The organism is Nonomuraea sp. NPDC049695, from assembly GCF_040674955.1.
Taxonomy (GTDB): Bacteria; Actinomycetota; Actinomycetes; order Streptosporangiales; family Streptosporangiaceae; genus Nonomuraea; species Nonomuraea helvata.
This window is the reverse complement of the sequence record NZ_JBFANV010000110.1, coordinates 1-23,551: the sequence shown is the minus strand read 5'-3', so window position 1 is coordinate 23,551 and position 23,551 is coordinate 1. Positions and strand designations below refer to the sequence as shown.

23 protein-coding genes are annotated in these 23,551 nt (G+C 69.3%); 9 read left to right on the top strand and 14 right to left on the bottom strand.

The window, feature by feature from the left end; all coding sequences use genetic code 11:
* Window positions 1–60 precede the first annotated feature (60 nt).
* The 6 genes from AB0J64_RS49630 to AB0J64_RS49605 all read right to left on the bottom strand — a co-directional run bounded on the left by AB0J64_RS49630 (window position 61) and on the right by AB0J64_RS49605 (window position 6,934).
* Window positions 61–1,338, bottom strand: a complete 1,278-nt coding sequence (locus AB0J64_RS49630) for a thymidine phosphorylase (RefSeq protein WP_364043835.1) — start codon at window positions 1,336–1,338, stop codon at window positions 61–63.
* A 33-nt stretch (window positions 1,339–1,371) separates the two neighbouring features.
* On the bottom strand, window positions 1,372–1,773 hold the full coding sequence (locus AB0J64_RS49625) for a cytidine deaminase (RefSeq protein ID WP_364043865.1): 402 nt from the start codon (window positions 1,771–1,773) through the stop codon (window positions 1,372–1,374).
* Between the two features lie 5 nt (window positions 1,774–1,778).
* Window positions 1,779–3,059, bottom strand: coding sequence for an ABC transporter permease (locus AB0J64_RS49620; RefSeq protein ID WP_364043832.1), 1,281 nt, complete (start codon window positions 3,057–3,059; stop codon window positions 1,779–1,781).
* Window positions 3,056–4,198, bottom strand: coding sequence for an ABC transporter permease (locus AB0J64_RS49615; RefSeq protein ID WP_364043829.1), 1,143 nt, complete (start codon window positions 4,196–4,198; stop codon window positions 3,056–3,058). The genes AB0J64_RS49620 and AB0J64_RS49615 overlap by 4 nt, the downstream gene beginning before the upstream one ends.
* Window positions 4,198–5,784 carry an ABC transporter ATP-binding protein gene (locus AB0J64_RS49610; protein WP_364043826.1) on the bottom strand — a complete coding sequence of 529 codons (1,587 nt, stop codon included), beginning with the start codon at window positions 5,782–5,784 and terminating at the stop codon, window positions 4,198–4,200. The genes AB0J64_RS49615 and AB0J64_RS49610 overlap by 1 nt, the downstream gene beginning before the upstream one ends.
* Window positions 5,785–5,866: 82 nt before the next feature.
* Window positions 5,867–6,934, bottom strand: coding sequence for a BMP family ABC transporter substrate-binding protein (locus AB0J64_RS49605; RefSeq protein ID WP_364043823.1), 1,068 nt, complete (start codon window positions 6,932–6,934; stop codon window positions 5,867–5,869).
* 302 nt (window positions 6,935–7,236) lie between these two features.
* Between AB0J64_RS49605 and AB0J64_RS49600 the strand changes: the two genes are divergently transcribed.
* Complete coding sequence (locus AB0J64_RS49600) at window positions 7,237–9,093, top strand: Xaa-Pro dipeptidyl-peptidase (RefSeq protein ID WP_364043820.1); 1,857 nt, start codon at window positions 7,237–7,239, stop codon at window positions 9,091–9,093.
* A 60-nt stretch (window positions 9,094–9,153) separates the two neighbouring features.
* Here the strand turns inward: AB0J64_RS49600 and AB0J64_RS49595 are convergent, their stop codons facing one another.
* Window positions 9,154–10,377: a M20 family metallopeptidase gene (locus AB0J64_RS49595; protein WP_364043817.1), complete on the bottom strand. Its 1,224-nt coding sequence runs from the start codon at window positions 10,375–10,377 to the stop codon at window positions 9,154–9,156.
* Between the two features lie 496 nt (window positions 10,378–10,873).
* Between AB0J64_RS49595 and AB0J64_RS49590 the strand changes: the two genes are divergently transcribed.
* Window positions 10,874–12,265, top strand: a complete 1,392-nt coding sequence (locus tag AB0J64_RS49590) for a peptide ligase PGM1-related protein (RefSeq protein WP_364043814.1) — start codon at window positions 10,874–10,876, stop codon at window positions 12,263–12,265.
* Here AB0J64_RS49590 and AB0J64_RS49585 read toward each other — a convergent pair.
* The gene (locus tag AB0J64_RS49585) at window positions 12,237–12,476 is read right to left on the bottom strand and encodes a hypothetical protein (RefSeq protein WP_364043811.1); all 240 of its coding nucleotides are present in this window, start codon (window positions 12,474–12,476) and stop codon (window positions 12,237–12,239) included. The two genes, AB0J64_RS49590 and AB0J64_RS49585, sit on opposite strands and share 29 nt — an antisense overlap.
* Window positions 12,477–12,559: 83 nt before the next feature.
* Here AB0J64_RS49585 and AB0J64_RS49580 point away from each other — a divergent pair, with 83 nt between their 5' ends.
* Window positions 12,560–13,672 carry a D-alanyl-D-alanine carboxypeptidase gene (locus AB0J64_RS49580; protein ID WP_364043808.1) on the top strand — a complete coding sequence of 371 codons (1,113 nt, stop codon included), beginning with the start codon at window positions 12,560–12,562 and terminating at the stop codon, window positions 13,670–13,672.
* Here AB0J64_RS49580 and AB0J64_RS49575 read toward each other — a convergent pair.
* Together AB0J64_RS49575 and AB0J64_RS49570 are read right to left on the bottom strand one after the other, a co-directional pair.
* Entirely contained in the window at window positions 13,661–14,674 is a 1,014-nt protein-coding gene (locus AB0J64_RS49575) for a YihY/virulence factor BrkB family protein (protein ID WP_364043805.1), read from the bottom strand. The genes AB0J64_RS49580 and AB0J64_RS49575 overlap by 12 nt on opposite strands.
* Window positions 14,675–14,704: 30 nt before the next feature.
* Window positions 14,705–15,985 carry an amidohydrolase family protein gene (locus AB0J64_RS49570; RefSeq protein WP_364043802.1) on the bottom strand — a complete coding sequence of 427 codons (1,281 nt, stop codon included), beginning with the start codon at window positions 15,983–15,985 and terminating at the stop codon, window positions 14,705–14,707.
* Between the two features lie 61 nt (window positions 15,986–16,046).
* On the opposite strand from AB0J64_RS49570, the gene AB0J64_RS49565 reads away from it, so the two are divergent.
* Window positions 16,047–16,553 (top strand): MarR family transcriptional regulator, encoded by a 507-nt coding sequence (locus tag AB0J64_RS49565; protein ID WP_364043799.1) that lies wholly within the window; start codon window positions 16,047–16,049, stop codon window positions 16,551–16,553.
* Here AB0J64_RS49565 and AB0J64_RS49560 read toward each other — a convergent pair whose 3' ends face one another.
* The gene (locus AB0J64_RS49560; protein ID WP_364043796.1) at window positions 16,554–17,414 is read right to left on the bottom strand and encodes a haloalkane dehalogenase; all 861 of its coding nucleotides are present in this window, start codon (window positions 17,412–17,414) and stop codon (window positions 16,554–16,556) included. It abuts the gene before it with no gap.
* A gap of 94 nt (window positions 17,415–17,508) precedes the next feature.
* Here AB0J64_RS49560 and AB0J64_RS49555 point away from each other — a divergent pair, with 94 nt between their 5' ends.
* The 3 genes from AB0J64_RS49555 to AB0J64_RS49545 all read left to right on the top strand — a co-directional run bounded on the left by AB0J64_RS49555 (window position 17,509) and on the right by AB0J64_RS49545 (window position 19,517).
* Window positions 17,509–17,982, top strand: a complete 474-nt coding sequence (locus tag AB0J64_RS49555) for a MarR family transcriptional regulator (protein ID WP_364043793.1) — start codon at window positions 17,509–17,511, stop codon at window positions 17,980–17,982.
* Between the two features lie 72 nt (window positions 17,983–18,054).
* Complete coding sequence (locus AB0J64_RS49550) at window positions 18,055–19,245, top strand: helix-turn-helix transcriptional regulator (protein WP_364043790.1); 1,191 nt, start codon at window positions 18,055–18,057, stop codon at window positions 19,243–19,245.
* A 77-nt stretch (window positions 19,246–19,322) separates the two neighbouring features.
* Window positions 19,323–19,517, top strand: a complete 195-nt coding sequence (locus tag AB0J64_RS49545; protein ID WP_357618556.1) for a hypothetical protein — start codon at window positions 19,323–19,325, stop codon at window positions 19,515–19,517.
* Between the two features lie 3 nt (window positions 19,518–19,520).
* On the opposite strand, the gene AB0J64_RS49540 is transcribed toward AB0J64_RS49545, so the two are convergent.
* Window positions 19,521–19,901, bottom strand: coding sequence for a hypothetical protein (locus AB0J64_RS49540; protein WP_364043786.1), 381 nt, complete (start codon window positions 19,899–19,901; stop codon window positions 19,521–19,523).
* A 199-nt stretch (window positions 19,902–20,100) separates the two neighbouring features.
* Between AB0J64_RS49540 and AB0J64_RS49535 the strand changes: the two genes are divergently transcribed.
* Window positions 20,101–21,639: an alpha/beta hydrolase gene (locus AB0J64_RS49535; RefSeq protein ID WP_364043783.1), complete on the top strand. Its 1,539-nt coding sequence runs from the start codon at window positions 20,101–20,103 to the stop codon at window positions 21,637–21,639.
* A gap of 63 nt (window positions 21,640–21,702) precedes the next feature.
* On the opposite strand, the gene AB0J64_RS49530 is transcribed toward AB0J64_RS49535, so the two are convergent.
* On the bottom strand, window positions 21,703–22,131 hold the full coding sequence (locus AB0J64_RS49530) for a MarR family transcriptional regulator (protein ID WP_364043780.1): 429 nt from the start codon (window positions 22,129–22,131) through the stop codon (window positions 21,703–21,705).
* The gene (locus AB0J64_RS49525; protein WP_364043777.1) at window positions 22,131–22,547 is read right to left on the bottom strand and encodes a hypothetical protein; all 417 of its coding nucleotides are present in this window, start codon (window positions 22,545–22,547) and stop codon (window positions 22,131–22,133) included. Before AB0J64_RS49525 ends, AB0J64_RS49530 begins: the two co-directional genes overlap by 1 nt.
* Before the next feature lie 248 nt (window positions 22,548–22,795).
* On the opposite strand from AB0J64_RS49525, the gene AB0J64_RS49520 reads away from it, so the two are divergent.
* Window positions 22,796–23,317 (top strand): hypothetical protein, encoded by a 522-nt coding sequence (locus AB0J64_RS49520; RefSeq protein WP_364043774.1) that lies wholly within the window; start codon window positions 22,796–22,798, stop codon window positions 23,315–23,317.
* Window positions 23,318–23,551: the final 234 nt, after the last annotated feature.

Here is a 23,551-nt window from a genome sequence, read left to right as displayed (position 1 = left end):
CAGGCGCCCGCTGACGCACCCTCACAGGCGCCCGCGGACGCACCCTCACAGGAGAAGACGCTACGAGGCCGTGATGCGGTCGATGACCAGGGGAAGCAGCTCCTCGCTCGCCTCGCCCACCGCGTAGGCGCCCTCCAGCGCCTCCAGAGCCCGCGGGAAGCGCTCCGTCTCGTCCGCGTGCAGCGTCATCAACGGCTGCCCCGCGCGCACCAGATCGCCCGGCTTGGCGTGCAGCATGATGCCGGCCCCGAACGACACGGGGTCCTCCTTGCGCGCCCGCCCGGCCCCGAGCCGCCAGGCCGCCAGACCCACCGCGTACGCGTCCAGCCGGGTCAGCACGCCGGACGACGGCACCTCCACCGTCAACGTCTCCGCCGCGCGGGGAAGCAGCCCATCGGGATCCCCGCCCTGCGCGCTGATCATCCGACGCCAGGCGTCCATGGCCGACCCGTCCGCCAGAGCCTTGGCGGGGTCCTTCCCGGACACCCCCGCGGCCTCCAGCATCTCGTTGGCGAGCCGTACGGTGAGCTCCACCACGTCGGCGGGCCCTCCGCCGTCGAGCACCTCGACGGACTCCGCGACCTCCAGGGCGTTCCCCACGGCCCGCCCCAGCGGCCGGTCCATCGCCGTCAGCAGGGCCACCGTACGCACCCCTGCGTCCGTCCCGAGGGCGACCATGGTCTCGGCCAGCTCGCGGGCCGCCGCAGGGGTCTTCATGAACGCGCCGGAGCCCACCTTCACGTCGAGGACGAGCGATCCGGTTCCCTCGGCGATCTTCTTGGACATGATCGACGAAGCGATCAGCGGGATCGACTCGACGGTGCCGGTGACGTCACGCAGGGCGTACAGCTTCTTGTCGGCCGGCGCCAGCCCCTCCCCGGCCGCGCACACGACCGCGCCCGCCGAGCGCAGCACGTGCAGCATCTCGCCGTTGGAGAGCGAGGCCCGCCAGCCGGGGATCGACTCGAGCTTGTCGAGCGTGCCGCCGGTGTGCCCGAGGCCACGGCCCGAGAGCTGCGGCACGTACGCGCCGCAGGCCGCCACCAGCGGAGCCAGCGGCAGCGTGATCTTGTCGCCGACGCCGCCCGTCGAGTGCTTGTCGGCGGTCGGCCGGTCGAGCTCGGACCAGTCCATGCGCTCGCCCGAGCGGATCATGGCCTGCGTCCAGTCGGCGATCTCGCGGCGGTTCATGCCGTTCAGGAGGATGGCCATGGCCAGCGCGGACATCTGCTCGTCGGCCACGCCGCCGCGGGTGTACGCGTCGATCACCCAGTCGATCTGGGCCGTGGTCAGCTCCCCGCCGTCACGCTTGGCACGGATGACCTCGATGGCGTCCATTCAAGCGCTCCGGGTCTCGTCGTCGGTGGCCATTCAGGCGCTCCGGCTGAGGTCCTGCGGGCCGAACGCGTACGGCAGGATCTCAGCCATCCGCTTCGGCCCGTCCACGGTCTCGACCAGCAGGTCGTCGCCGCCGAACTCATAAAGGAGCTGGCGGCAGCGCCCGCACGGCATCAGCAGCTCGCCGTGCCCGTCCACGCAGGTGAAGGCCACCAGCCGGCCGCCGCCCGACGACTGGAGCGCCGACACCAGGCCGCACTCGGCGCACAGGCCCACGCCGTAAGAGGCGTTCTCGACGTTGCAGCCGGTGACCACCCTCCCGTCGTCCACCAGAGCCGCCGCTCCCACGGGGAACTTCGAGTACGGCGCGTACGCGTTACGCATGGCGTCCGCGGCCGTGTCCCGCAGGCCGTCCCAGTCGATGGCCCTGTCGATGGCGCTCAATGCTGCTCCCCCCGGCGATAGCGCACGCCGTCGGCCTTGGGCATCCGCAGCCGCTGCGAAGCCACCAGGAGCACGAGCAGCGTGAGCACGTGTGGTGTGATGAAGACGAATTCGTTCGGCAGTTGGTCGACGGTCAGCCAGAGCCAGAAGAGCACGGCCGTGCCCGCGGCGGCGACCGCCATCAGCGTGTAGTCCTTGGCGCTCCTGGCAGCCAGATCGGCCGGCCGGTCCGGCGCGAGCATGCGGCGGACCATGACGCCCAGGTAGACGAGCAGCAGCACGGCGCCGAACAGGAAGAACGAGGTGATCGCCCCGGTGCTGCGCAGCTGCAGGCCGTCGGCGTAGCCGAACAGGGAGGCGCCGATGGCGAGCCCGCCGGGACGCCAGTTGCCGAAGATCATGGCGGCCAGGCCGATGAAGCCGCGCCCGGCCGTCTGGCCCTCGACGTACTTGGTGGAGACGAAGACCAGGAACACGCCGCCGAGCCCGGCGAACGCGCCGGAGATCACGACCGCGATGTACTTGATCAGGTAGACGTTCACGCCCAGCGACTCGGCCGCCCAGGGGTTCTCGCCCACCGAGCGCAGCCGCAGGCCGAACGCCGTGCGCCAGAGCACGAAGAACGTCAGGGGCAGCAGCAGGACCGCCAGGATGACCAGCACGTTCACATTGTGCGTGAGCCCGCGCAGGATGCCCGCGAGGTCGGAGAGCAGGAACCAGTGCGTTCCTTCCAACTTGCCGAGCAGGTCGGGCCCGTCGGACAGGACCGGCAGGCTGGGCGACCACACGTGCGAGGTGATCGCGGGCGAGCTCGTGATGCCCGCGCCCGCGTCGGCCGCCGGGGTGCCCTCCTTGTAGAGCACCTCCGACAGGAACCGGGTGACGCCGGGGCCGAGCAGGTTGATCGCGACACCGCTGATGATGTGGTCGACGCCGAACGTCACGGTCGCGACGGCATGGATGAGCCCGCCGAGCGCGCCGCCGAGCAGCCCGGCCAGCAGCGCGGCGATGGGACCCCACTGGTATCCGGCCCACCCGGCGAACCAGGTGCCGAGCACCATCATGCCTTCGAGGCCGATGTTGACCACGCCGGCCCGCTCGGCCCACAGGCCGCCGAGACCGGCCAGGCCGATCGGCACCGCCAGCAGGAGAGCGGCGGCGAACGTGCCGGACGAGGTGATGTCGTCCTGGCCGGACACGACGCGTACCAGCGACATCAGCAGGATGAGCGCGGCGACGCCGACGAGCGCCACGTGGTACTTGCCAAGCCTGGTCATGCTGCCACCTCAACCGGAGTGTTCCTGCCGAGCTGCTGGGCGGCCCGCCGTTCTTCGAGTCTGAGTGCGAGCCGGCTGGTCACCTCGTTCGCCACGACGACGAGCAGGACGATCATGCCTTGGATGATCGTGATGACGGACGCCGGGACCTCCGCGATCTGCAGCGCGCCCTGCGCCCGGTCGAGGAAGGCGAACAGCAGCGCGGCGAACGCGATGCCGGCCGGCTTGTTCCTGCCGAGCAGGGCCACCGCGATGCCGAGGAAGCCCAGCCCGGCGGTGAAGTTGGAGTTGAACGCGCCCTTGTCGCCGAGGATCTCCGGCAAGCCGATGAGCCCGGCGATCGCGCCGGACAGCACCATCGCCGCGATGATCATCGTCTTGGGGTTCACGCCCGAGGCGAGCGCGGCCGGGCCGTTGAGGCCGCTGGCCTTGACGTTGAAGCCGAAGCGGGTGCGCTCCAGCACCACCCAGACCACCAGGCCGAGCACGACCGCGAGGAGCAGGAAGCCCCACACGCCGCCCCCGCGCGTGGGCGGGGGCTGCCCGAACCAGTCGAAGACGAAGTTGAGGTTGGGGAACATCGCCGAGTCCGCCAGCTCGGGCGTGGTCGTGGTGAGCTGGCCCTCGGCGCGCTGCCCCGCGAACGGTCCCCGCACGAGGAAGGACGTCAGGTTGATCGCGATGTAGTTCAGCATGATCGTCGCGATGACCTCGTTGACGCCCCTGGTCACCTTCATGACCGCGGGGATCAGCGCGTACAGGCCGCCGACGACCGCCGCGACCAGGACGATCACCGCGATCTGGACCGGCTTGGGCGCCGTGAACGTCGAGCCCACGTACGCCGCGACGATGGCCGCGAGGCGGTACTGGCCCTCCACGCCGATGTTGAAGAGGTTCATGCGGAAGCCGACGGCCACCGCCAGACCGGCGATGAACAGCGGCACGGCACGGTTGAGGAACGTCGCGACGCCGTTGACCACCGCCCGCGGAGTCGCGCCGAAGTCGAAGAAGGCGCCGAGCGCGGCGAGCGGGCTGGCGCCCGCGGCGGTGATCGCGACGCTGGAGATCGCGATCGCCAGGACGATCGCGACGACGGCGCCGACGACGGTGAGCAGCGCCCGGTTGAGGCCTGCGGGCATCACGACTCCTCGGTGCCGGCGATGGCGCCGGTCATGTATCCGCCCAGCCTCTCGGGCGTGATGTCGGAAGGATCGAGAGAGGCCACGAGCCGGCCTCGGTAGATCACCCGCAGCGTGTCGGACAGGCCGATCAGCTCGTCGAGGTCGGCCGAGATGAGCAGCACGGCGAGGCCGGCCGCCCTGGCGTTGCGCAGGTGGTCCCAGATGGCGGCCTGCGCGCCGACGTCCACGCCACGGGTGGGGTGGGCGGCGATGAGGAACTTGGGCTCGCCGCTCATCTCGCGGCCCACGATCAGCTTCTGCTGGTTACCGCCCGACAGGGCCAGGGCCAGCGTGTCGATGCTGGGCGTGCGTACGTCGTAGTCCCTGACGATGCGCTCGGTGTCGGCCTTGGAGGCCCGGCGGTTGATCCAGATGCCGCTGCGGGCGGGTTGCCTGGTCTGGTGGCCGAGCACGCGGTTCTCCCAGAGCGAGGCCTCGAGCAGCAGGCCCTGCCGGTGCCGGTCCTCCGGGATGTAGCCGATCCCGGACTCCCTGCGCCTGAGCGTGGACCAGGTGCTGATGTCCTGCCCGTCCAGCCCGATGCCGCCGTGCGCGGGCCTGATGCCCATGATCGCCTCGATCAGCTCGGACTGGCCGTTGCCCTCGACCCCGGCGATGCCGAGGATCTCGCCCTTGTGGATCTCGAACGACACGTCGTCGAGGAGCAGGCGTTTGCCGTCTTCGCGCAGCTTGCCGAGGTCGGCGCCCGGGTGGTGGCCGTCGGCCTCCACGGTGAGGTGCTCGACCTTCAGCGCCACGACGTCGGTCACCGTGGACTCGCGGGTCTCGGGCGTGGGCAGCTCGCTGCCGACCATGAGCTCGGCGAGCTCGCGCGCGGTGACCTCGCCGGGGTCGACGCTCGCGACCGTGGTGCCGCGCCTGATCACGGTGATCGCGTCGGCGATGCCGAGCACCTCGTCGAGCTTGTGCGAGATGAAGATGACCGTCAGGCCGTCGGCCTTGAGCTCGCGCAGGTTCTGGAAGAGCTCCTCGACCTCCTGCGGCACCAGCACGGCCGTCGGCTCGTCGAGGATCAGGATGCGGGCGCCGCGGTAGAGGACCTTGAGGATCTCCACGCGCTGGCGGTCGCCGACGCCGAGGTCCTCCACGAGCCTGTCGGGGTCGACCCGCAGCCCGTGGTTCTCGGCCAGTTCGGTGATGCGTTTCCTGGCGGAGGCCGTGTCGAGCCTGCCGCCCTTCTTCGGCTCGGCGCCGAGGACGATGTTCTCCAGCACGGTCAGGTTGTCAGCCAGCATGAAGTGCTGGTGGACCATGCCGATGCCCACGCCGATGGCGTCGCTGGGCGTGCGGAAGCTCACTTCCTCGCCGTTGACCCTGATGGTGCCCTCGTCCGGCCTCTGCATGCCGTAGAGGATCTTCATCAGCGTGGACTTGCCCGCGCCGTTCTCCCCGACGATGGCGTGCACGGTGCCCTGCTGGACGGTGATGCGAATGTCGTGGTTCGCGATGACACCGGGGAAACGCTTGGTGATGCCCTCCAGCTCTACGGCGGGTTTCACCGTGGCCAGGGTGTCAGCACTCATTGCCTCTCCTAGCGGGGGGCGGGGGATAGACAGAAGGCCCGAAGTGGGGACTCCGGGCCCTCAGCAGTCACTCCTACCCCGATTACGGCTTCGACGGAACCGAGATCTTGCCGTCGACGATGTCCTTCTTTGCCGCGTCGAGCTTGTCCTTGATGTCGTCGATCTCGCCGCCGGTGGTGGACAGGCCCACGCCATCGACCTTGAGGTCGTACGTGATGTTGGTGCCGCCCTTGGCGCCGCCCTGGAAGGCCTTGATGAACTCGAAGACGCCGACGTCGACGCGCTTGAGCATCGAGGTCATGATGACCGGCTGCAGGTCGGCTTCCTTGACCGTCTGGCGCTGGTCGGAGTCGACGCCGATGGCCTTCTTCTTGGCCGCGGCAGCCGCCTGGAACACGCCGAGGCCGGAGTCACCGGCGGCGTGGTAGACGATGTCGGCGCCGTCCTGGTACATCTTCTCGGCCGCGACCTTGCCCTTGTCGGGGGCCTTGAAGCCGGAGAAGTCACCGTCGGGGGTGAGGTACTTGATGTCGATCTTCTCGTCCGGCTTGACCGACTTCACGCCCGCCACGAAGCCCGCCTCGAACTTCTTGATCAGGTCGTTCTCGACGCCGCCGACGAAGCCCACGTGGTTGGTCTTGGACTTGGTGGCCGCCGCGACGCCCGCCAGGTAGGAGCCCTGCTCCTCGGCGAACAGCAGGCCGGTCACGTTGGGCCCGTTGGAGGCGGAGTCCACGACCGCGAACTGGATGTCCGGGTATTCGGCCGCCGTCTTCTTGATGTCGTCGCCGTACGCGAAGCCGACGCCGATGATCGGGTTGTAACCCGCGTCGGCGAGCTGGCGCAGCAGGTCGCCGCGGTTGGAGCCGTCGGCCGCCGGGCTCAGCTCCTTGATGTCCGCGTTCAGGTCCGTCTTGGCCTTCTCCAGACCGGCGTAGGCGGCGTCGTTGAACGACTTGTCACCCCGGCCGCCGACGTCGAACGCCAGACCCACCTTGAGGCCGCCCTTCGGCGCCTCACTGCCGGCGCCGGCGCTGGGCGCCTCGCTGGCCGTGGTACCCCCACCACTGCCACCGCAGGCCGCCGCTGCCATGAGCATGACGCCGGCCACGGAGCCGATCGCCATCCTGCTGAATCGCTTGCCGAGCAAGGCGACTCCCTTCCATTTCCCCGTCGTCCTCGCCGCTGTCAGGCCCAAAGAACGTACGGCACCTGCACGGAAGATAGTTGCTTGACCAGGGCGAACCAAACTGGCGCACAGGGTCGAAACCGCTCCGTTATCGACATCACTCGCGTCCGTGACCTGAGGCACGATTCGGACACGTATGTAGGCACCAAGAAAGATTTGCCCAACTTTGACCTCTTGTGCCGGGCCCGATCATGACGGAGATTCCGACAGACGGTGGAAGTCTTATCCCGGAGCACTGAATGCACCCTTGGAAGGCCTTATCCATGCCCATGGCCGCGCTGCTCGTCGTGGCCCTGAGCGGCACCGCACCCGCCAGGGCCGACACCCCGGCCGTCAAGATCGAGAACAACGCCACCCAGCCGGTCTTCTCCCGCGCGGACGCCGTCAAGCAGACGGTGTTCGTCGAGGTCGAGGGGACCGACAGCGACAACGACGGCCGGCCCGACCGGGTCGCCGTGGACATCCTGCGGCCCAAGGAGACCGACCAGGGGCTGAAGGTCCCGGTCATCATGGAGGCCAGCCCGTACTTCGCCGGCGGCAACGACGTCGCCAACCACCCCGTGGACGTGGACGAGAGCGGCCATCCGCTGCCCGCGATGAGCGCGCTGGCGGACAAGGTGGCCGCCGAGCCGTTCGACGGCTACTACGACAACTACTTCCTGCCCCGCGGGTACGCCGTCGCGCTGGTGGAGAACCTCGGCAGCGGCCGCGCCACCGGCTGCCCCACCTCCGGCGACCGCAACGAGACGGCCGGCCCGAAGGCCGCGATCGACTGGCTGAACGGCCGCGCCAAGGGCTTCGACGCCGACGGCAATCCCGTCGAGGCCACCTGGTCCACGGGCAAGGTCGGCATGATCGGCGTCTCGTACAACGGCACGCTCCCCAACGCGGTCGCCACGACCGGCGTCGAGGGCCTGAAGACGATCGTCCCGATCTCGGCGATCTCCAGCTGGTACGACTACTACCGCGCCAACGGCGGCGTCCTCGCGCCCGGCGGGTTCCAGGGCGAGGACCTGGACGTGCTCGCCAAGTACGTGCTGACCAGGGAGAACGGCCAGAATGCCTGCGGCGCCCTGATCGACGGGATCACCACGGCCCAGGACCGCGTCACCGGCGACTACAGCGCCTTCTGGGATGCCCGCAACTACCTGAACGACGTCGGCAAGGTCAAGGCCAGCGTCTTCCTCGTGCACGGGCTCAACGACTGGAACGTCAAGACCAAGCAGTTCGCGCAGTGGTGGAACGCCCTGGCCAAGCGGCACGTCCCACGCAAGATCTGGCTGCACCAGGGCACCCACATGAGCCCGTTCAACTTCCGCACGGCCGAGTGGCTGCGGCAGCTGCACGGCTGGTTCGACTACTGGCTGTACGGGATCGACTCGGGCATCATGCGCGAGCCGCAGGCGGACGTGGAGATCGCGCCCGGCCAGTGGGACCGGCACGTCTCCTGGCCGCTGCCCGGCTCGGCCACGGTGCCCCTCTGGCTCGGCGCCGGCTCGAAGCTGGGGCCGGCGCCGAACCCGCTCGCGGCCAAGGAGACGTTCACCGACCAGAAGATCAGGACGGCAGAGCAGCTGGTGGAGGCCACGGGGGCCGATCCGAACCGGCTGGCCTACCTGACCGGCGACCTGCCCGCCGATGTGCGGATCTCCGGCACGCCCACGGTGTCGGTGCGGGCCTCGCTGAAGGACGGCGCGTCACCGTACCTGACGGCGCTGCTGGTGGACTACGGCACGGACGTCCGCGCGAACGGCACCCTGCTCCCGGCGGGCGAGACCTACTGCTACGGCCAGGGCATCCCGGGTGACACGGGCTGCACGACGCTCAGGAGGCTCGGCACGGCCACGACGCCGTACAAGATCGTCACCAGGGGCTGGCTGGACGTCCGCAACCGGCACCGCCCGGACCGGACGGAGGCACTCCGCCCCGGCAAGGAGTACACCTTCACGTGGGACTTCCAGCCGACGGACTACCTGTTCAAGAAGGGCCACCGGCTGGGCCTGGTGATCATCTCGACCGACCACGACTACACCCTGCGATACCCGTCGGGCACCCGGATCACGGTCTCGCCGGGGCGCTCGTCGCTGCGCCTGCCCGTGGTCCTCGGCAGAATGCCGTAGGCCGCTTCTCCACAGAAAAGGCCCCCCGCTGGAGTGCGGCGGGGGGCCGGGAGCAGGGGATCAGGCCAGCGCGGTGGTGACCGGGTCGAGCGGGCCGACCTCCCACAGCGCCGTCAGCGCGGTGGCCGCCATGACCCGCACGCCCATCGCGATCGCCTTCTCGTCGATGTCGAAGGTGCCCTGGTGGATGTCGTACGTCATACCGCCCGGCGAACGGGTGCCCAGCCGGGCGAACGCGCCGGGGATCGACTCGAGGTACCACGCGAAGTCCTCGCCGCCCAGCGACTGCTGGGTCGGGACCACCGCGCCCGCGCCCAGCACGCGCTCGGTGGCCTCGGTCAGCATCTCGACGCTGACCTCGTCGTTGACCACCGGCGGCACGCCGCGCGCGTAGTCCATCGTGGCCTCCACGCCGTAGGCGCCGGCCACCGACTCCAGGAGGGACTTGATCAGGTCGGGCGCGGCATGCCAGGCGTTCTCGTCGAGGCAGCGGACCGTGCCCTCGGCGACGCCGTCGTCGGGGATCGCGTTGGCGGCCGTGCCGGCCTCGACCCGGCCCCAGACGAGGCTGAGCGAGGAACGGGGGTCGACCCGGCGCGACAGGGCGGCGGGCAGCTCGGTGAGGATCTTGGCCAGGGCGAAGACCAGGTCGGCCGTCAGGTGGGGCCGGGCGGTGTGGCCGCCGGGACCCGAGACCCTGACGGTCAGCCTGTCGCAGGCCGAGGTGATCGGGCCGGGCTTGAGCCCGAGCTGGCCGACGTCCACGCGGGGGTCGCAGTGGAGGCCGAAGATGCGGTCGACGCCGCTGATGCCGCCCTGCGCCATGACCTCGAGCGCGCCGCCGGGCAGCTCCTCGGCGGGCTGGAAGATCAGGCGCACGCGGCCGGGCAGCAGCCCCGCCGCGGCCTGCTGCGCGAGGAAGAGCGAGGTGCCGAGCAGGACCGTGGTGTGCACGTCGTGGCCGCAGGCATGGCAGGCGCCGGCCACGGTCGAGCGGTACGAAACGTCCTTCTCGTCCTGCAGGGGCAGCGCGTCGATGTCGGCGCGCAGCGCGATCGTCGGGCCGTCGCCGCTCCCCACGTCACAGATCAGGCCGGTGCCGCGCGGGAGCACAGAAGGGGCCAGGCCGGCGGCGGTGAGCCGCTCGGCGATCCGCTGCGTCGTGCGATATTCGGCGAAGGCCAGCTCGGGGTGCATGTGGAGGTCGCGGCGAAACGCCACGAGATCCTCTTCGGTCTCCGCCAGGAACGCGTCGAGTTCGCCCCGCAGCTCACGTCCCCTCATAAGTCACCATCCCGTCCATGCCGCGCGCACCAATATGTCTGACCACCGCGGCTCATGCGCTGTGGAAGCTCATCCGTCCGCCGTGGCCCCCCGGTCGAGCGGCCGCTCGGCGAATCAAAAAACACACCCACCTGGTAGGGGTGCGCGAGATCGTCAGCATGGGCCAGCGCGTCGTCAGCCGCGAGTGCCGCTGCAGCCAGGGAGCACAGCGGTCGGCCGTGAGCCCGATGGCGATGCTTCGACTTTATCGCCCTCACGAGAGTTCTCGGCGAGGGATATGCCAAAAACTCCCCCCAGCATGGCCCCTAAACCGCGGGTGACCACGCTCCGTGAGCACACGCCTGATCCGTAAATAGTTACAACGGATCAGTAGATCGTGACCCGATGTCGCCACTTCCAAACGTGGTGGGCGATTCCGAATCCTGTCACCTTCTGTCATGGTCATCACACTTCGGCGATGGCTGCATTTGAGAAGAATGCGTGTTTCACTCGCAATATGATCACTAATATCCCGTTCGGGGAGAAGTATGCCAGCTTGAGCATCTTCGAGCCGAGCGAGGGGACCATGGTGGTCGTACCCTCGCTCTCCCTTCCGCAGGATGAGCTCCGCCGGATCACGGCAGCCAGATCGTACGAGGAACGCCTGCTGTTCCTGCTGCTCACCCTCCGCGAACCCGGGGTCAAGGTGGTCTACCTCTCCTCAGCCCCCATCGATCCCGACGTCATCGACTACTACTTCGCGTTCCTGCCCGATCCGGATGATGCCGCCAAGCGGCTCACGCTGATCAGCCTCGACGATCCCTGGTCCCAACCGCTGACCAGGTCCCTGCTCGCCCGTCCCGACGCGCTGGAGCAGCTGCGCGGTGCCATCGAAGGCGATGCCTGGCTGGTGCCGTTCGTCCTGAGCGAGCTCGAGGAGGAGCTCGCCTCGTTACTCAACGTTCCCCTCTACGGTCCCGCCACCTCCCTGGCCTATTACGGCTCCAAGAGCGGGGCGCGCGAGGTCGGCCACGAGGCGGGCGTGCCGATGGCACGCGGCTTCGGCGACGTGCGGAACGCGCTCGAGATCGAGGAGGCGATCGAGGCCCTGCCGGGCGAGCGGGTGATCGTGAAGCTGAACGACGGCTACTCAGGGCTCGGCAACGTGATCGTCACCAAGGCCGACAGGTCGCAGACCAGCTTCTCGGCGGCGGGCGAGACCTGGGCCAGCTTCACCGCGAAGATCCGGGAGCGCGGCGCGGTGGTCGAGGAGTTCATCGAGCACCGGCCGCTGTACTACCCGAGCGCGCTGGCCTGCATCACGCCCAGCGGTGACGCGCAGGTCCTGGCCACGCACGACCAGGTGCTCGGCGGGCCGAACGGCCACGTCTACCAGGGCTGCACGTTCCCCGCCGCGCCCGAGTACCGCGCCGAGGTGGGCGCGTCGGCCGAGCGGATCGCGCGCGTCCTGGCGGACCGGGGCGTGGTGGGGCTCTTCGGCATGGACTTCTTCGCACTGAAGGCCGACGCCGGGTACGCGGCGCTGCTGTGCGAGATCAACCTGCGGATCGGCGGCACCACGCATCCGTTCGGCGCGGCCGTGCTGACGACCGGGGCCTCGTACGATCCGGCCACCGGCCTGCTCATGACCGGAGATCAGCCGAAGTTCTACACCGCGACCGACAACTGCTCGTCCTCCTGCCTGCGCGGGCACACGCCGGGCGAGGTCGTGCGCATGGCGGAGCGGCTCGGGGTCGGCTTCGACGGCGAGCGGCGCACCGGGAACGTGTTCCACCTGCTCGGGGCCATCCCCGAGTACGGCAAGCTGGGCTTCACGTCGATAGGCGACTCACGCGAGGAGGCGGACGAGCTGCACGCCCTCACCCGGCGTCTCCTGTGCGGTCCCTGACGGGGCCGCCCTGCTTCGCGACCTCTCGGAGGCCGCGCCAGCCGATGATCCCCAACACGACGGCGAGAACGATGTTCACCGCGATCAGGATGCCGTGCACCACGTAGAAGCTGGTCGGATGCCCGTCGGCCAAGTTAAAACCCAGGTTCACCCATTCAAAGATCATAAATACGCCGAGAATGATGAGGAATGCGGCGATCTTTCGCGACATCTGTGCCTCTCTAGCATCAAAGGTGGATCTTCAGGGGATGTGTCGCCACATGGGCATTCACTCGAAGCTACGCTGAGATCGCCATGTGGACGAAACTCGTGCCGGTCACGGCACTCATCGCCTCGGTCTCGCTCACCAGCGGGACCGCATATGCCGCGCCGACGACACCCGTCGGCGGGGACGCGCTGGGCAGCCACGGGCTGGTGGCGCCAGAAGGCGTCAAGAAGCCGCCCAAGAACGAGGCTACGTCGTTCGTCATCGCGGACGCGGACACGGGTGACGTGCTCGCGGCCAAGGACGCCCACGGGCGATTTCTGCCGGCCAGCACGCTGAAGACGCTGACCGCGGTCACGCTCATTCCCAAGCTCGACAAGAACCGCAAGGTCCGGCCCAGCGACAACGCCTGCAACCAGGAGGGCACGGCGGTCGGCCTGTCGCCGAAGACGACGTACAAGGTCGACGACCTGTTCAGGGCGCTGCTGATGTCGTCGGGCAACGACGCGGCGATGGCGCTGGCCGAGACGAACGGCGGCGTGGCCAGGACCATGAGCGACATGAACGCCGAGGCCAAGCGGCTGCAGGCGTACGACACCGTGGCCAAGACGCCCAGCGGGCTGGACAAGCCCGGGCAGAGCAGCTCGGCGTACGACCTGGCGCTGATCGCCCGGGCCGGCCTCGCCAATCCCGCGTTCCGGGGATACATCAGCACCAAGACCGCCAACTTCCCCGCTCCCAAGGGCCACTACGAGATCAGCAACCACAACAAGCTGCTCTGGCGCTACAAGGGCATGATCGGCATCAAGAACGGCTGGACCTCGAAGGCCCTGGGCAGCTTCGTCGGCGCGGCAACCCGCGACGGGCACACGATCGTGGTGAGCATCATGCGGCACGAGGGCTACTTCTGGGACGAAGTGGCCAAGCTGCTCGACTGGGGCTTCTCGGTCAGGGGCAAGGTCACGCCGGTCGGGAAGCTCGTGGACCCGCTCCCTGACCCTCAGGCCATCCCGAAGGCTTCGGCGCCGGCCTCGCACGTCACGCCGGCCGTCCAGCCGCCGCTGCTGGACACGGCCGGCCGCAAGCAGAGCGACTCCACCAAGCTGATCGGGGCCGCCGTGATCGGCGGAGGGCTGCTGTTCGGGCTGATCTGGCTCGGGTACGGCATCCGCCGCCGTCGCCGTGGCGGCTCACGCGTCTGAGCCGCCCTGGCGGGACCGCGTGCCCGGCGTCCGGTCCGGGCCGCACGCCTCGCCCGCCTCCGGCGCCTCTCCCGGCCGCGCGCCCGAGTACGGGATCGGAGTGGGGGCCGGCGGAGGGCAGTAGCCGGCGGTGTCCGTCCAGGCGGCGACATAGAGCATCAGCCTGGCCGAGAAGTTCATCCACAGGAGCAGGCCGACGATGACGGCGAACGTGCCGTAGATCGGGTTGCTCAGCGTCTGCCCGAGCAGCAGCGTCGCCACCTGCTTGAGCAGCCCGAACCCGATCGCGCCCAGCAGGGCCCCCTTGGCGATCGTCCGGAACGGCCGGGTCGGCCTGGCCACCCACCCCAGCAGGATCAGGAAGAGCAGCCAGTCGGCCCCCACGCTCGCCGCCACGCCCGCGGCCCGCAACCCGAAGCCGGCCAGCATCGACTCGCTGCCGAAGACGAAGTGCATGACCTTGTCCGTGGCCGTGGTGGCGAACCCCGCGACCAGCACGGACGCGATCATCGTCACCCCGATCAGGAGGAGCGAGGCCAGGTCGCGCAGCTTGCCCAGGAAGAAGTTGAGCGGCGGCGTGGTGGTCATCGACATCTCGCGCAACGCCTCGCGCAGCGCGTCGAGGGCGCCGAGCCCGGCGTAGAGGAGACCGAGCAGACCGATGATCCCGGCGGTCGCCTTCGCCTGACCGATGGCCTCGAGGTTGAGCTGGGTGGCGATGCCGGGCAGCCGTTCGACGATGGCCTGCTCCAGGGCCTTCCTGGTGGCCTCGCTGGTCGCCACCACGAACCCGAGCACCGCGTACGAGAGGGAGACCAGCGGGAAGAACGACAGGAACGCGAAGTACGTGACCGCGCCCGCCAGCCGGTCGCCCTTCTGGAGCTGATAGCGCTGGACCGCTCTGATCAGATGGTCGAGCCACAGCCTGCGGACCCGCCATGAGTCCACCTTGCGGAGTCCCCATGCCTTGATCGCCTCGATCCGCCCCATCAAGCTCACCATCACGCCTCCCGGCCACCCACTACCCGGCGATCACGAATCCACGACCGCATCCGCCGATTCTGTAAGAGCCGTGACAACCGCCGCCAGGTCGTGGTGGAGCAACTGCCCGCCACGCTTGACCACACGCCCCGCGACCAGAACGGTGTCCACCGAGCCGGTGTCGGCGTTCAGCACGACGGCGCCGATCGGGTCGTGCGCGGCGGCCATGCCGAGCGTGTCCGTACGCAGCAGCACCAGGTCGGCCTGCTTGCCCGGCCGCAGCGAGCCGATGACGTCCGCCAGGCCGAGCACCTCCGCGCCCTCGATCGTGGCCATGCGCAGCGCGTCGCGGGTGGTGAAGCCCAGGCCCGCGCCGTCAGGGCGGCCGCGTTCGAGCAGGTGGACGGTGCGCATCAGGCTGAACATGTCGCCGGGCGAGCACACCACCGTGTCGGCGCCGAGGCCCGTCGGGATCCCCGCCGCCCTGGCGCGGCCCGCGGCCGGGTAGCCGAGCCCCAGGTTCATCTCGTCCACGGGGGCGAGCGAGGCGGTGCCGCCGGCGGCGGCGATGCGCTTGAACTCGTCGTCGGTGTAGTGCAGCGCGTGCACGAAGGTCGTCGGGGTGGCGAGCAGCCCGTTCGACTCCAGGAACGCGAGCCCCCGGGCGGCGCTCTCGGGGCCGTGGCCGCCCAGGTGGGCGGTGACCGGCAGGCCGAGCTCGGCGGCCACGCGCCACTCCTCCAGCGCCCGCTCCTCCCCCGCGATCTCCGGGCCGAGGGCGGCGAACGCCATCGTGACCAGTCCGGAATCGCCGGAGAGCAGGTCGCGCACCCTCCTGGTCTCCTTGGCCAGCTCGCCGGGCTGACCGCCGTGGCAGTAGCCGAACACGGCCCTGATGCCGGACTCGCGCAGCGCCCGCACGGTGGCGTCGGTGTGGCCGGAGCTGAACTGGATGTGCGACCAGTCGAGCAGCGTGGTGACGCCCGTGTCCAGGCACTCCAGCGCGCCCGCCAGGTTGCCCGCGTAGACGTCCTCGGGGCGGTAACGGGGCGCGAGCTCGTTGAGGATCCGGCGCAGGTAGCCGTCGAACGCGATGTCGGGCGCGACGGCCCTGATGCCGGCCTGCCAGGTGTGGCGGTGGGTGTCCACGAACCCGGGGAGCACGATCCGCCCCGTCGCGTCGATCACCTCCGCCCCCGGGACCTCGGGCAGGTCGGGGCCCACTTCGGCGATGACGCCGTCCTCGATGCGCACGTCCACCCGGCCCAGCACGACGGGCTCGGGCTCGGTGTCGACGACGACGCCGTTCTTGATCAGGATGGTGGATGTCATGGCGAAAAGCTTAGAGAAAAGCTTTTTAAAAAGCAATCTGCTGCTCGGTATGCTCGATGGCGTGAAACCCGATGAGATCGACGCGATGGTCCCTCGGTGGGAGCAAGCAGGGCTGTCGCCGTCCCTCATCGCCGCCCTGGAGCTGGGCAAGCGGATGTCGCGGCTCCATCTGGTCTTCGACCAGGCGCTCAAGGCGGAGCTGGCCGAGCTGGGGCTGACGTACGCCGAGTTCGACGTGCTGGCCGCGCTGAGCCGGACGGAGCCGCCGCACCGGATGAAGCCGAGCGAGCTGACGAAGGCGCTGTTCTACACCTCCGGGGGCATCAGCAACGTGCTGCAGCGCCTGACGGCGGCGGGATACGTCGAGCGCGAGGCCAACCCGGGTGACGCGCGCAGCCGCTGGGTCCAGCTCACGGACGAGGGGCGGCGGGTGACGGACACCGCGATGGAGGCCGCCGGGCGGGCCCACGGCGACGTGGCGTCCGGGATCCCGGACGAGGTCGTGCGCGAGGCGGCCGACGCGCTCCGCGAGGTCCTCTCGCACGTCGGCCGCCGCCGCTACCGCTGATCAGCTCTTCCGTAGCCCCTGGCGCGCCGCCCAGGCTTTGAGCGCGGCCGCGATGGCCTCGGGGCGGTCCTCCTGGGCGTGGTGGCCGGCCGGGCCGCAGTGCTCGACCTCGAGGGCGGCGATGTTCTCCGCACACCAGGCAGCCAGCTCCGCACCGATCAGCAACGTCGGCGAGGAGTCGAAGGTGAGCAGCAGCTTGGGCACCTCGAAGCTGCCGGCCAGCCACTTCCCGTAGCCCTCGATCCGCTCGGCCACGTCGGCGGGCTCGCCGTCGAGCGGCACCGACCGCGCCCACTCCAGCAGCGGCCGCCGGCTCTCCCTGGTGGGGTACGGCGCCAGGTACGGCTCCCGCTCCTCCTCGCTCAAGCTCGTCAGCACTCCGCCCGTGAACGCGGTCTCCACGAGGAAGTTCTGATCAAGGACCAGCGACCCACCCTTGGCGCTCCTGATCAGCTCGGTGCGGGCGCGCGGGGCCTCGCCCAGGTCGTCCCAGCTCATCGGGCGGACGAAGGTCTCCATGAACGCCACGCCACGCACCCGCTCCGGATGCCGGGCCGCCCAGTCGAACCCGAGCGCGCCGCCCCAGTCGTGCCCCACCAGCACCACTTCCTCCAGCCCGAGCGCGTCGAACCAGGCGTCGAGGTAGCGGGCATGGTCGCCGAACCGGTACGGGATGTCCGGCTTCCCGGAGCGCCCCATGCCGATGAGGTCAGGAGCCAGCAGCCGCCCCTCCATCTCCGCCAGCACCTTGCGCCAGGCGTGGGAGGAGGCCGGGTTCCCGTGCAGGAACACGAAGGGCAGGCCGGAGCCGCCGGAGTCCTCGAAGTACATGGTCGAGTCGAGCACGCCGATCTCGGGCATGACGATCCCTCATTTCGTAAGTCTCACTAACGTTCGTCGCACTAACGAAAATACATCGTTAGTGGCACTAACGCAACGGGCTAGGATCGGGGACATGAGGGACGACACACCTGCCACTCCGGCCTCGCTGCGCCGCCTGCCGAGCAGGATGTTGGCGGGGGTCGCGATGCACACAGACCGGCTGGTGAGCGAAGGTCTGGCCCGTGCCGACGCCCGCAAGTGGCACTACGCCGCGCTCGTCGCGCTCCACGAGGCCGGCCCGGCAAGCCAGGCCGAGCTGAGCAAGCGCACCGGCATCTACCGCAGCGACCTGGTCACCGTCATCAACGAACTGGCGGAGCGCGGGTTCGTGGAGCGCGCCCCGGACCCCGCCGACCGCCGCCGCAACGTCATCACCCTCACCCCGGAGGGCCTCGGTCAGGTACGACGGCTCCAGGAGCTCATCGCGGAACTTCAGGACGAGGTTCTGGCCCCTTTGAGCCGACCGGAACGCGAGCAGTTTTCGGGATTCCTGGCCCGCCTGCTGGAGCACCATGCGCGCCGCGGCAGCTCCCCTGAGCAGGGCTGAATCCATGGCAGGCGATCTTCGGGAGCCCTAGCCTGATGTGACGTCGGGACCGACCCAGGAGGCGCCACGCCCATGGCCGAAATCAGCACCGGGCAGATGATCCGGCTCCAGCGCGAACGAAGAGGCATGAGCACCACCGCGCTGGCGACCCAGTCCGGCTGCACCCCCAGGCACATCGAGCTGATCGAGCACGGCAAGCGGACGCCCTCCCTCCCCCTCCTCCGTGAGATCGCCAAAGTGCTGGGTGTGCGCACGGCCGTGCTCCTGGGAGAGGCGCCGCGCGACTCCCACGAGCCCAGCAGGCCGCAGATCAGCGACATCGAGCGCGCCCTGTTCACGTGCCGCTCGCTGGCGCCCGACATCGAACCGCCGGACGCCGACCAGCTCGCCGAACGGGTGGCGTCGGCGCGCAACGCCTGGTTCACCTCGACGCGCCGCTACTCGATCCTGATGTCGGCCCTGCCGTCCCTGATCACCGACGCCGAGAACCTCGCGCTCGAGGGCACGCCGCAGGCGCACAACGTGGCGTCGGACGCGTACATGCTGGCCAGGGGCGTGCTCAAGCACCTGCGGCGGGTGGACCTCGCGCATCTCGCCGCCGACCGGGCCATGCGCTTCGCGGAGCAGACGGCGGATCCGCTGATCCGCGCGTGGGCGTACTGGAATCTGGGACAGTCGATGCTGTCGGATGACATGCACCAGATCGCGTACGACGTCGCCCGGCGCGGCCTCGAGACCCTGGAGCCGCATGTCGCCGACGGCGACGACCGCCACATCAAGGCGCTCGGCGCGCTGCACCTGCTGGCCGCGGTCAGCGCGGCCCGCGGCGGCAACGACGACGAGGCCAGGGAGCGCGTACGCGGGCCCGCGGCGCAGCTGGCGCAGCGCGTGGATGACGCGTCCGCCGTCTACGACCTGGCCTTCTTCGGGCCCACCAATGTCGCCATCCACATGGCCGGCATCGAGAGCGACACCGGCCGCCCCGAGGCCGTGCTGCAGATCGCCGACGACATCGACCTGCGGCGCACGCCCTCCATCGAGCGGCGCACCACGCACCTGAGCCAGGTGGCCCGCGCCTGCGAGGACGTGGGCGACGACGCCGCCAGCCTGCTCCACCTGCTGCGGATCGAGCGCGAGTCACCCGAGGAGCTGGACCACAAGCTCCTGCTGCGGGAGATGGTGCGCTCGCTGGCCCGGCGGGCGCGGCCGTCGTGGGCGCCGGAGGTCCGCCAGCTCGCCGAACGCCACGACATCACGAACTAGGAGTTCGGGCGGGACGAACAGGGAGATCTCTTGCTGGAGTTCGTCACGGAACGGGTCCGGAGTGCCACGCTGCGCTCATGACCAGTGCGCCGAGTGCCGATTTCGTCATGGAACGACTGCTCCAGGAGGCTACGCGGGAGTTCCCAGGGTGGTCGTTCCAGCGGGACCACTCAGGCTGGACCGCCACTCACGGCGACATCCGGCTCACCCGGCCCAGCCTGGCTGCGCTGCGCGCCCTGCTGCGGCTGCACCGGGCGGCACGGAGAAACTGACCCTCATCGGCCGGCCTGGTCGAGAACCTCGGCGGCGAAGGCGTCGATGACGGCGGCGACCTGACCGGGAGCCTTGACCTGGGCGGCGTGCCCCTGGCCGCGCAGCACCACCCGCTCCACCCGCGGCATCACCCGTTCCAGCGCCGCCACCACCGCCAGGACGTGCTCGACCTCCTGTGCGACCGTGCAGGACGCGCCGCCGATATCGAGCCGGTACCGGCGCCGGTGCAGCCGCACGACCCGATGACGCGCGGTCAGCCGGGCGGCCACCTCCCGCCAGGACGAGCCGTCGTCGAGGCCGGGGTGGAGAACGAGCACGATCGGGCCCTGTCCTTCGTCAACAGCCCGCGCTTCGGTACCGTCGGCTGTCATCACCTTGATCACCAGCCACCTCCTTAGCGATGCAAAGGAGGAATTTAACATCGCTAAGGCAGGTCGGCTACTGCTCGTCCGGTGGATTCTCCTCGGTTCGCAGGCGGTGCGGTTAGGACCACGGGCCCACTGCCGTCATCCTCCCGAAGGACCCGCCAATCCATACTTCCGCCCGATTTTCAGCCGCCCGAAGCCGGTTGAAGATCAGTTCATGCGAAGATTCACCGCATTACTGTTCGGGCTCGTAGCCCCTCTCGCCCTTCTCACCCCGGTGGCCTCAGCCACGACGCAGGCCGCCTCGGACGCGATCTCCTGGGCACCCTGCCAGGAAGACCCGGCCGTCGAATGCGGGACGCTCGCCGTACCGATCGACTGGAACCGACCGGCGAGCGGCACGTTCGACGTGGGCGTCGCCCGCCGCAAGGCCGCCGATCCGGCCGCCAGGATCGGCGCGCTCGTCCTGGGGGCGGGCGGCCCCGGCGGTTCGGGGGTGAACCTGGTCCTCCAAAGTACGCGGAGGTTCAGCCCCGAGGTCCTGCGCCGCTTCGACATCGTCAGCCTCGACCCGCGCGGCACGAACCGGAGCCACCCCGTGGTCTGCTCCACCGACCTGCTCATGCAGGCCCCGGATCCGATCTTCAAGAGCCAGGCCGACTTCGACCGGGCGCTGGACTACAACGAGCGCCTGCGTGCCGACTGCAGGGCCCGCACCGGCCCGCTGTTCGACCACGTCGACTCCCTCAGCACCGCGGCCGACCTCGACGCCTTCCGCGCCGCGCTCGGCGAGGAGAAGCTGACCTTCTGGGGCGGTTCCTACGGCACCCTCCTCGGCCAGCTGTACGCCGAGCGCTACCCGCAGCGGGTCCGTGCCTTCGTCCTCGACAGCACGATGGACCACAGTCTGGGCACGCAACGGTTCATGGACACCGAGGCCTGGGGCGCGCAGGACGCGTTCAACGAGTTCGTGGCCTGGTGCGAGCGGGACAGCCGCTGCCTGCAGCACGGGAAGGACGTCCGTGCGTTCTGGAGAGACCTGCTGGCCCGCGCCGACCGCGGCGAGCTGCACGCGCCGGAGGAGCCCGGCACCCAGGTGACGGCGTTCATGCTCATCGGCGCCGCCGTGAACCACTTCTACGATCCGGCCAACTGGCAGCCGTTCTCCCAGCTGCTGGCCGATCTCGACAGCGGCCGGGCGCCGAGCCCGGGTGCTCTGCCCATGGCGGCCGGCACGACCCAGGAGGTCAGCCCCAACCCGATGCAGATCTTCTGCCTGGACTTCCGGCTGCCCATCCGTGACTACAGGGAGTATGCCAAGCACCTGCGCCGCCTGGCGAAGATCGCGCCCGACATGCGGTACAGCTCTCTGTCGCTCGGCCCGGTCGTCTCGTGCCTCGGTCAGCCTGACCCGATCCCCAACCCGCAGCATCGCCTGAAGGTCCGTACGGGCACGCCGGTGCTGGTGGTCAACTCCCTGCACGACCCGGCCACCGTCTACCCGTGGGCCGTGAGCACCGCCGGCCAGCTGGGCCGCTCGGGCCGGCTGCTCACGTACGAGGGCTGGGGCCACATCGTCTACCGCCGCGGTACGTGCGCCACCGAGGCCATCGACGCCTACCTGATCTCGCGGACCCTGCCGTCGCCGGGCGCCCGTTGCCCGGCCGTCCCGCCCGCCGAGGTCCAGACGTTCCTGGAGCCCGTCAGACCGCTTCCCGGCACTCCGGGGTGGATGTCTTCCAAGCTCTTCGGATGATCTCCGGTTGAGGTGCGGCTCGTGCGCGTCGCGTGCGTGCATGAGCCCGCCCGCCCGGGAACCTCAGGAGTCCGGATGAGCCAGGCGGCTGAGCAGGGCCAACGCGTCGTCACGTGCCACCGGCTGGAAGAAGGACGCGTCGACGCTCTCGACGGCGGCGATGGCACGCGGAGCCAGCTCGGCGCCTGCATCGGTGACATTCACCCGTTTGGCGCGGGTGTCGGCGGCGTCAACCTCGCGCCCGACCAGGCCTTTGGCTTCCAGGGCACGCAGCACCTGGGAGGTCATCTTGACGTCGGTCCCGGCCTGACGGGCCAGGTCCAGCTGGTTGGGCTGCTCGCCGTGGGTGTTGAGCCACCAGGCGCAGGCGAGCAGGACGAACTGGACATGGGTCAGGCCGAGAGGGCCGAGGGCCGCGGTGATGTCGCGCTGCCAGCGCAGGGTGGCATGCCAGAGCAGGAACCCGGGGCTGTCGCCGGGGTTGAGGGCCATCAGCCCTGCGCCAGCTTGACCAGGGCTGCCATGGTTTCCGGCCAATCGGCGGTGACGGCCGGACCGATGTGCGGGCCGATCTCGTCGGCCGCGGGGCCGGTGATCTCCATCCGGTACACGACTCGTGTGCGGTGCTGGTCGATGCGGTCGAGCCGGTGGAAGGTACGCAGGAGCAGCCCGTCGATGTCGGCCTCGTCGACGAACAGTTCGTTGACGGTCGCCTCGGCGATGCGCAGCCGCACCGGGTCCTGCCCGCGCGGCGTCATCGTGATCTCGGTCCCCGCGGCGAACGGGCCGCTGATCTGGATGTCCTCGATGTCGGCGTTCCAGGATCCCCAGCCGGCGACGTCCGCCCACCTCTGCCAGATCGCCTCGGAGCTCGCGCTGGTCTCGACACTGTGCTCATAGGTCCACACGGGTACGTCCTCTCAACCGGACAGATAATCTGCACGGAGACTATCTTCGCGACCATCATCTGTCCACACAATGACTTGCGCGAACACGTTCGCCTGGCCGAGGGAGGGAAGCCCGAGCCCAGCGCTGGGATCATCGATTCGCAGTCGCTACGGGCCGCCGAGACCGTCGCCACCACCTCGCGCGAATACGTCGGCGTCTCGCGGTAGCGTGAACGCCGCTCTTTGCTCTGTGCCCACGGAGGCCCCGGATGACAGATGCATACTCACCCATTCCCGAGCTGAATCTCCTCAAGGCGTTCGTTGATGCCACAAACGAGGGCTTCACACACTGGGGCGGGCTGACCACTTACGGATACAACGCGTTCTTCAAAGATCCGGAGCTCATCGAACGGCTGCTTCCTTTCGCTGACGCCGACTACCAGGGTTCTCTGTTCGCCTTGTGGCGGTTCGACGACCAGAGCGATCTGGCCGCCGTCCCGATCGTCTTGTTGGGGCACGAGGGCGGGATCCATCTCATCGCCCGCGACCTCCGGGAGTTCTTCCGTTTCCTAGGTTCCCTCGACTGCCCGATCGCGTGCGATTGGCAGTACGTCTTCTACGAGGAGGACGAAGAGGCAGAGGAACCAGCGGCTCGCGAGGAATACCTCGCCTGGCTGGACGAGCAGTTCGGCCTTTTCCCTGCGGACGACCCGGATGACGTCATCGAAGCGGCGAAAGCGGAATTTCAGGAACGCTTCGATGCGTGGATGTTCACACGGTTCTTGAGTTGAGCCACGGGGCGCGGTCATGGGCTCTGGCCCGCTCAGCAGCGCACCACGCGGCCGTAGTGTCGTGGTTGATAATCGCCCCATGGGGCGGCGACTTGCGCGACCCACCTCGCCCTGACGATCGGTTTGTACACAGGCACTGAGCTTGTTCTAAAACCAAATTCTTGGGCGTATGCCCTGATCAGAGACTTATGGCATCTATCAGCCCATAGTGGACTGTGTCTTTATGGTTACGGC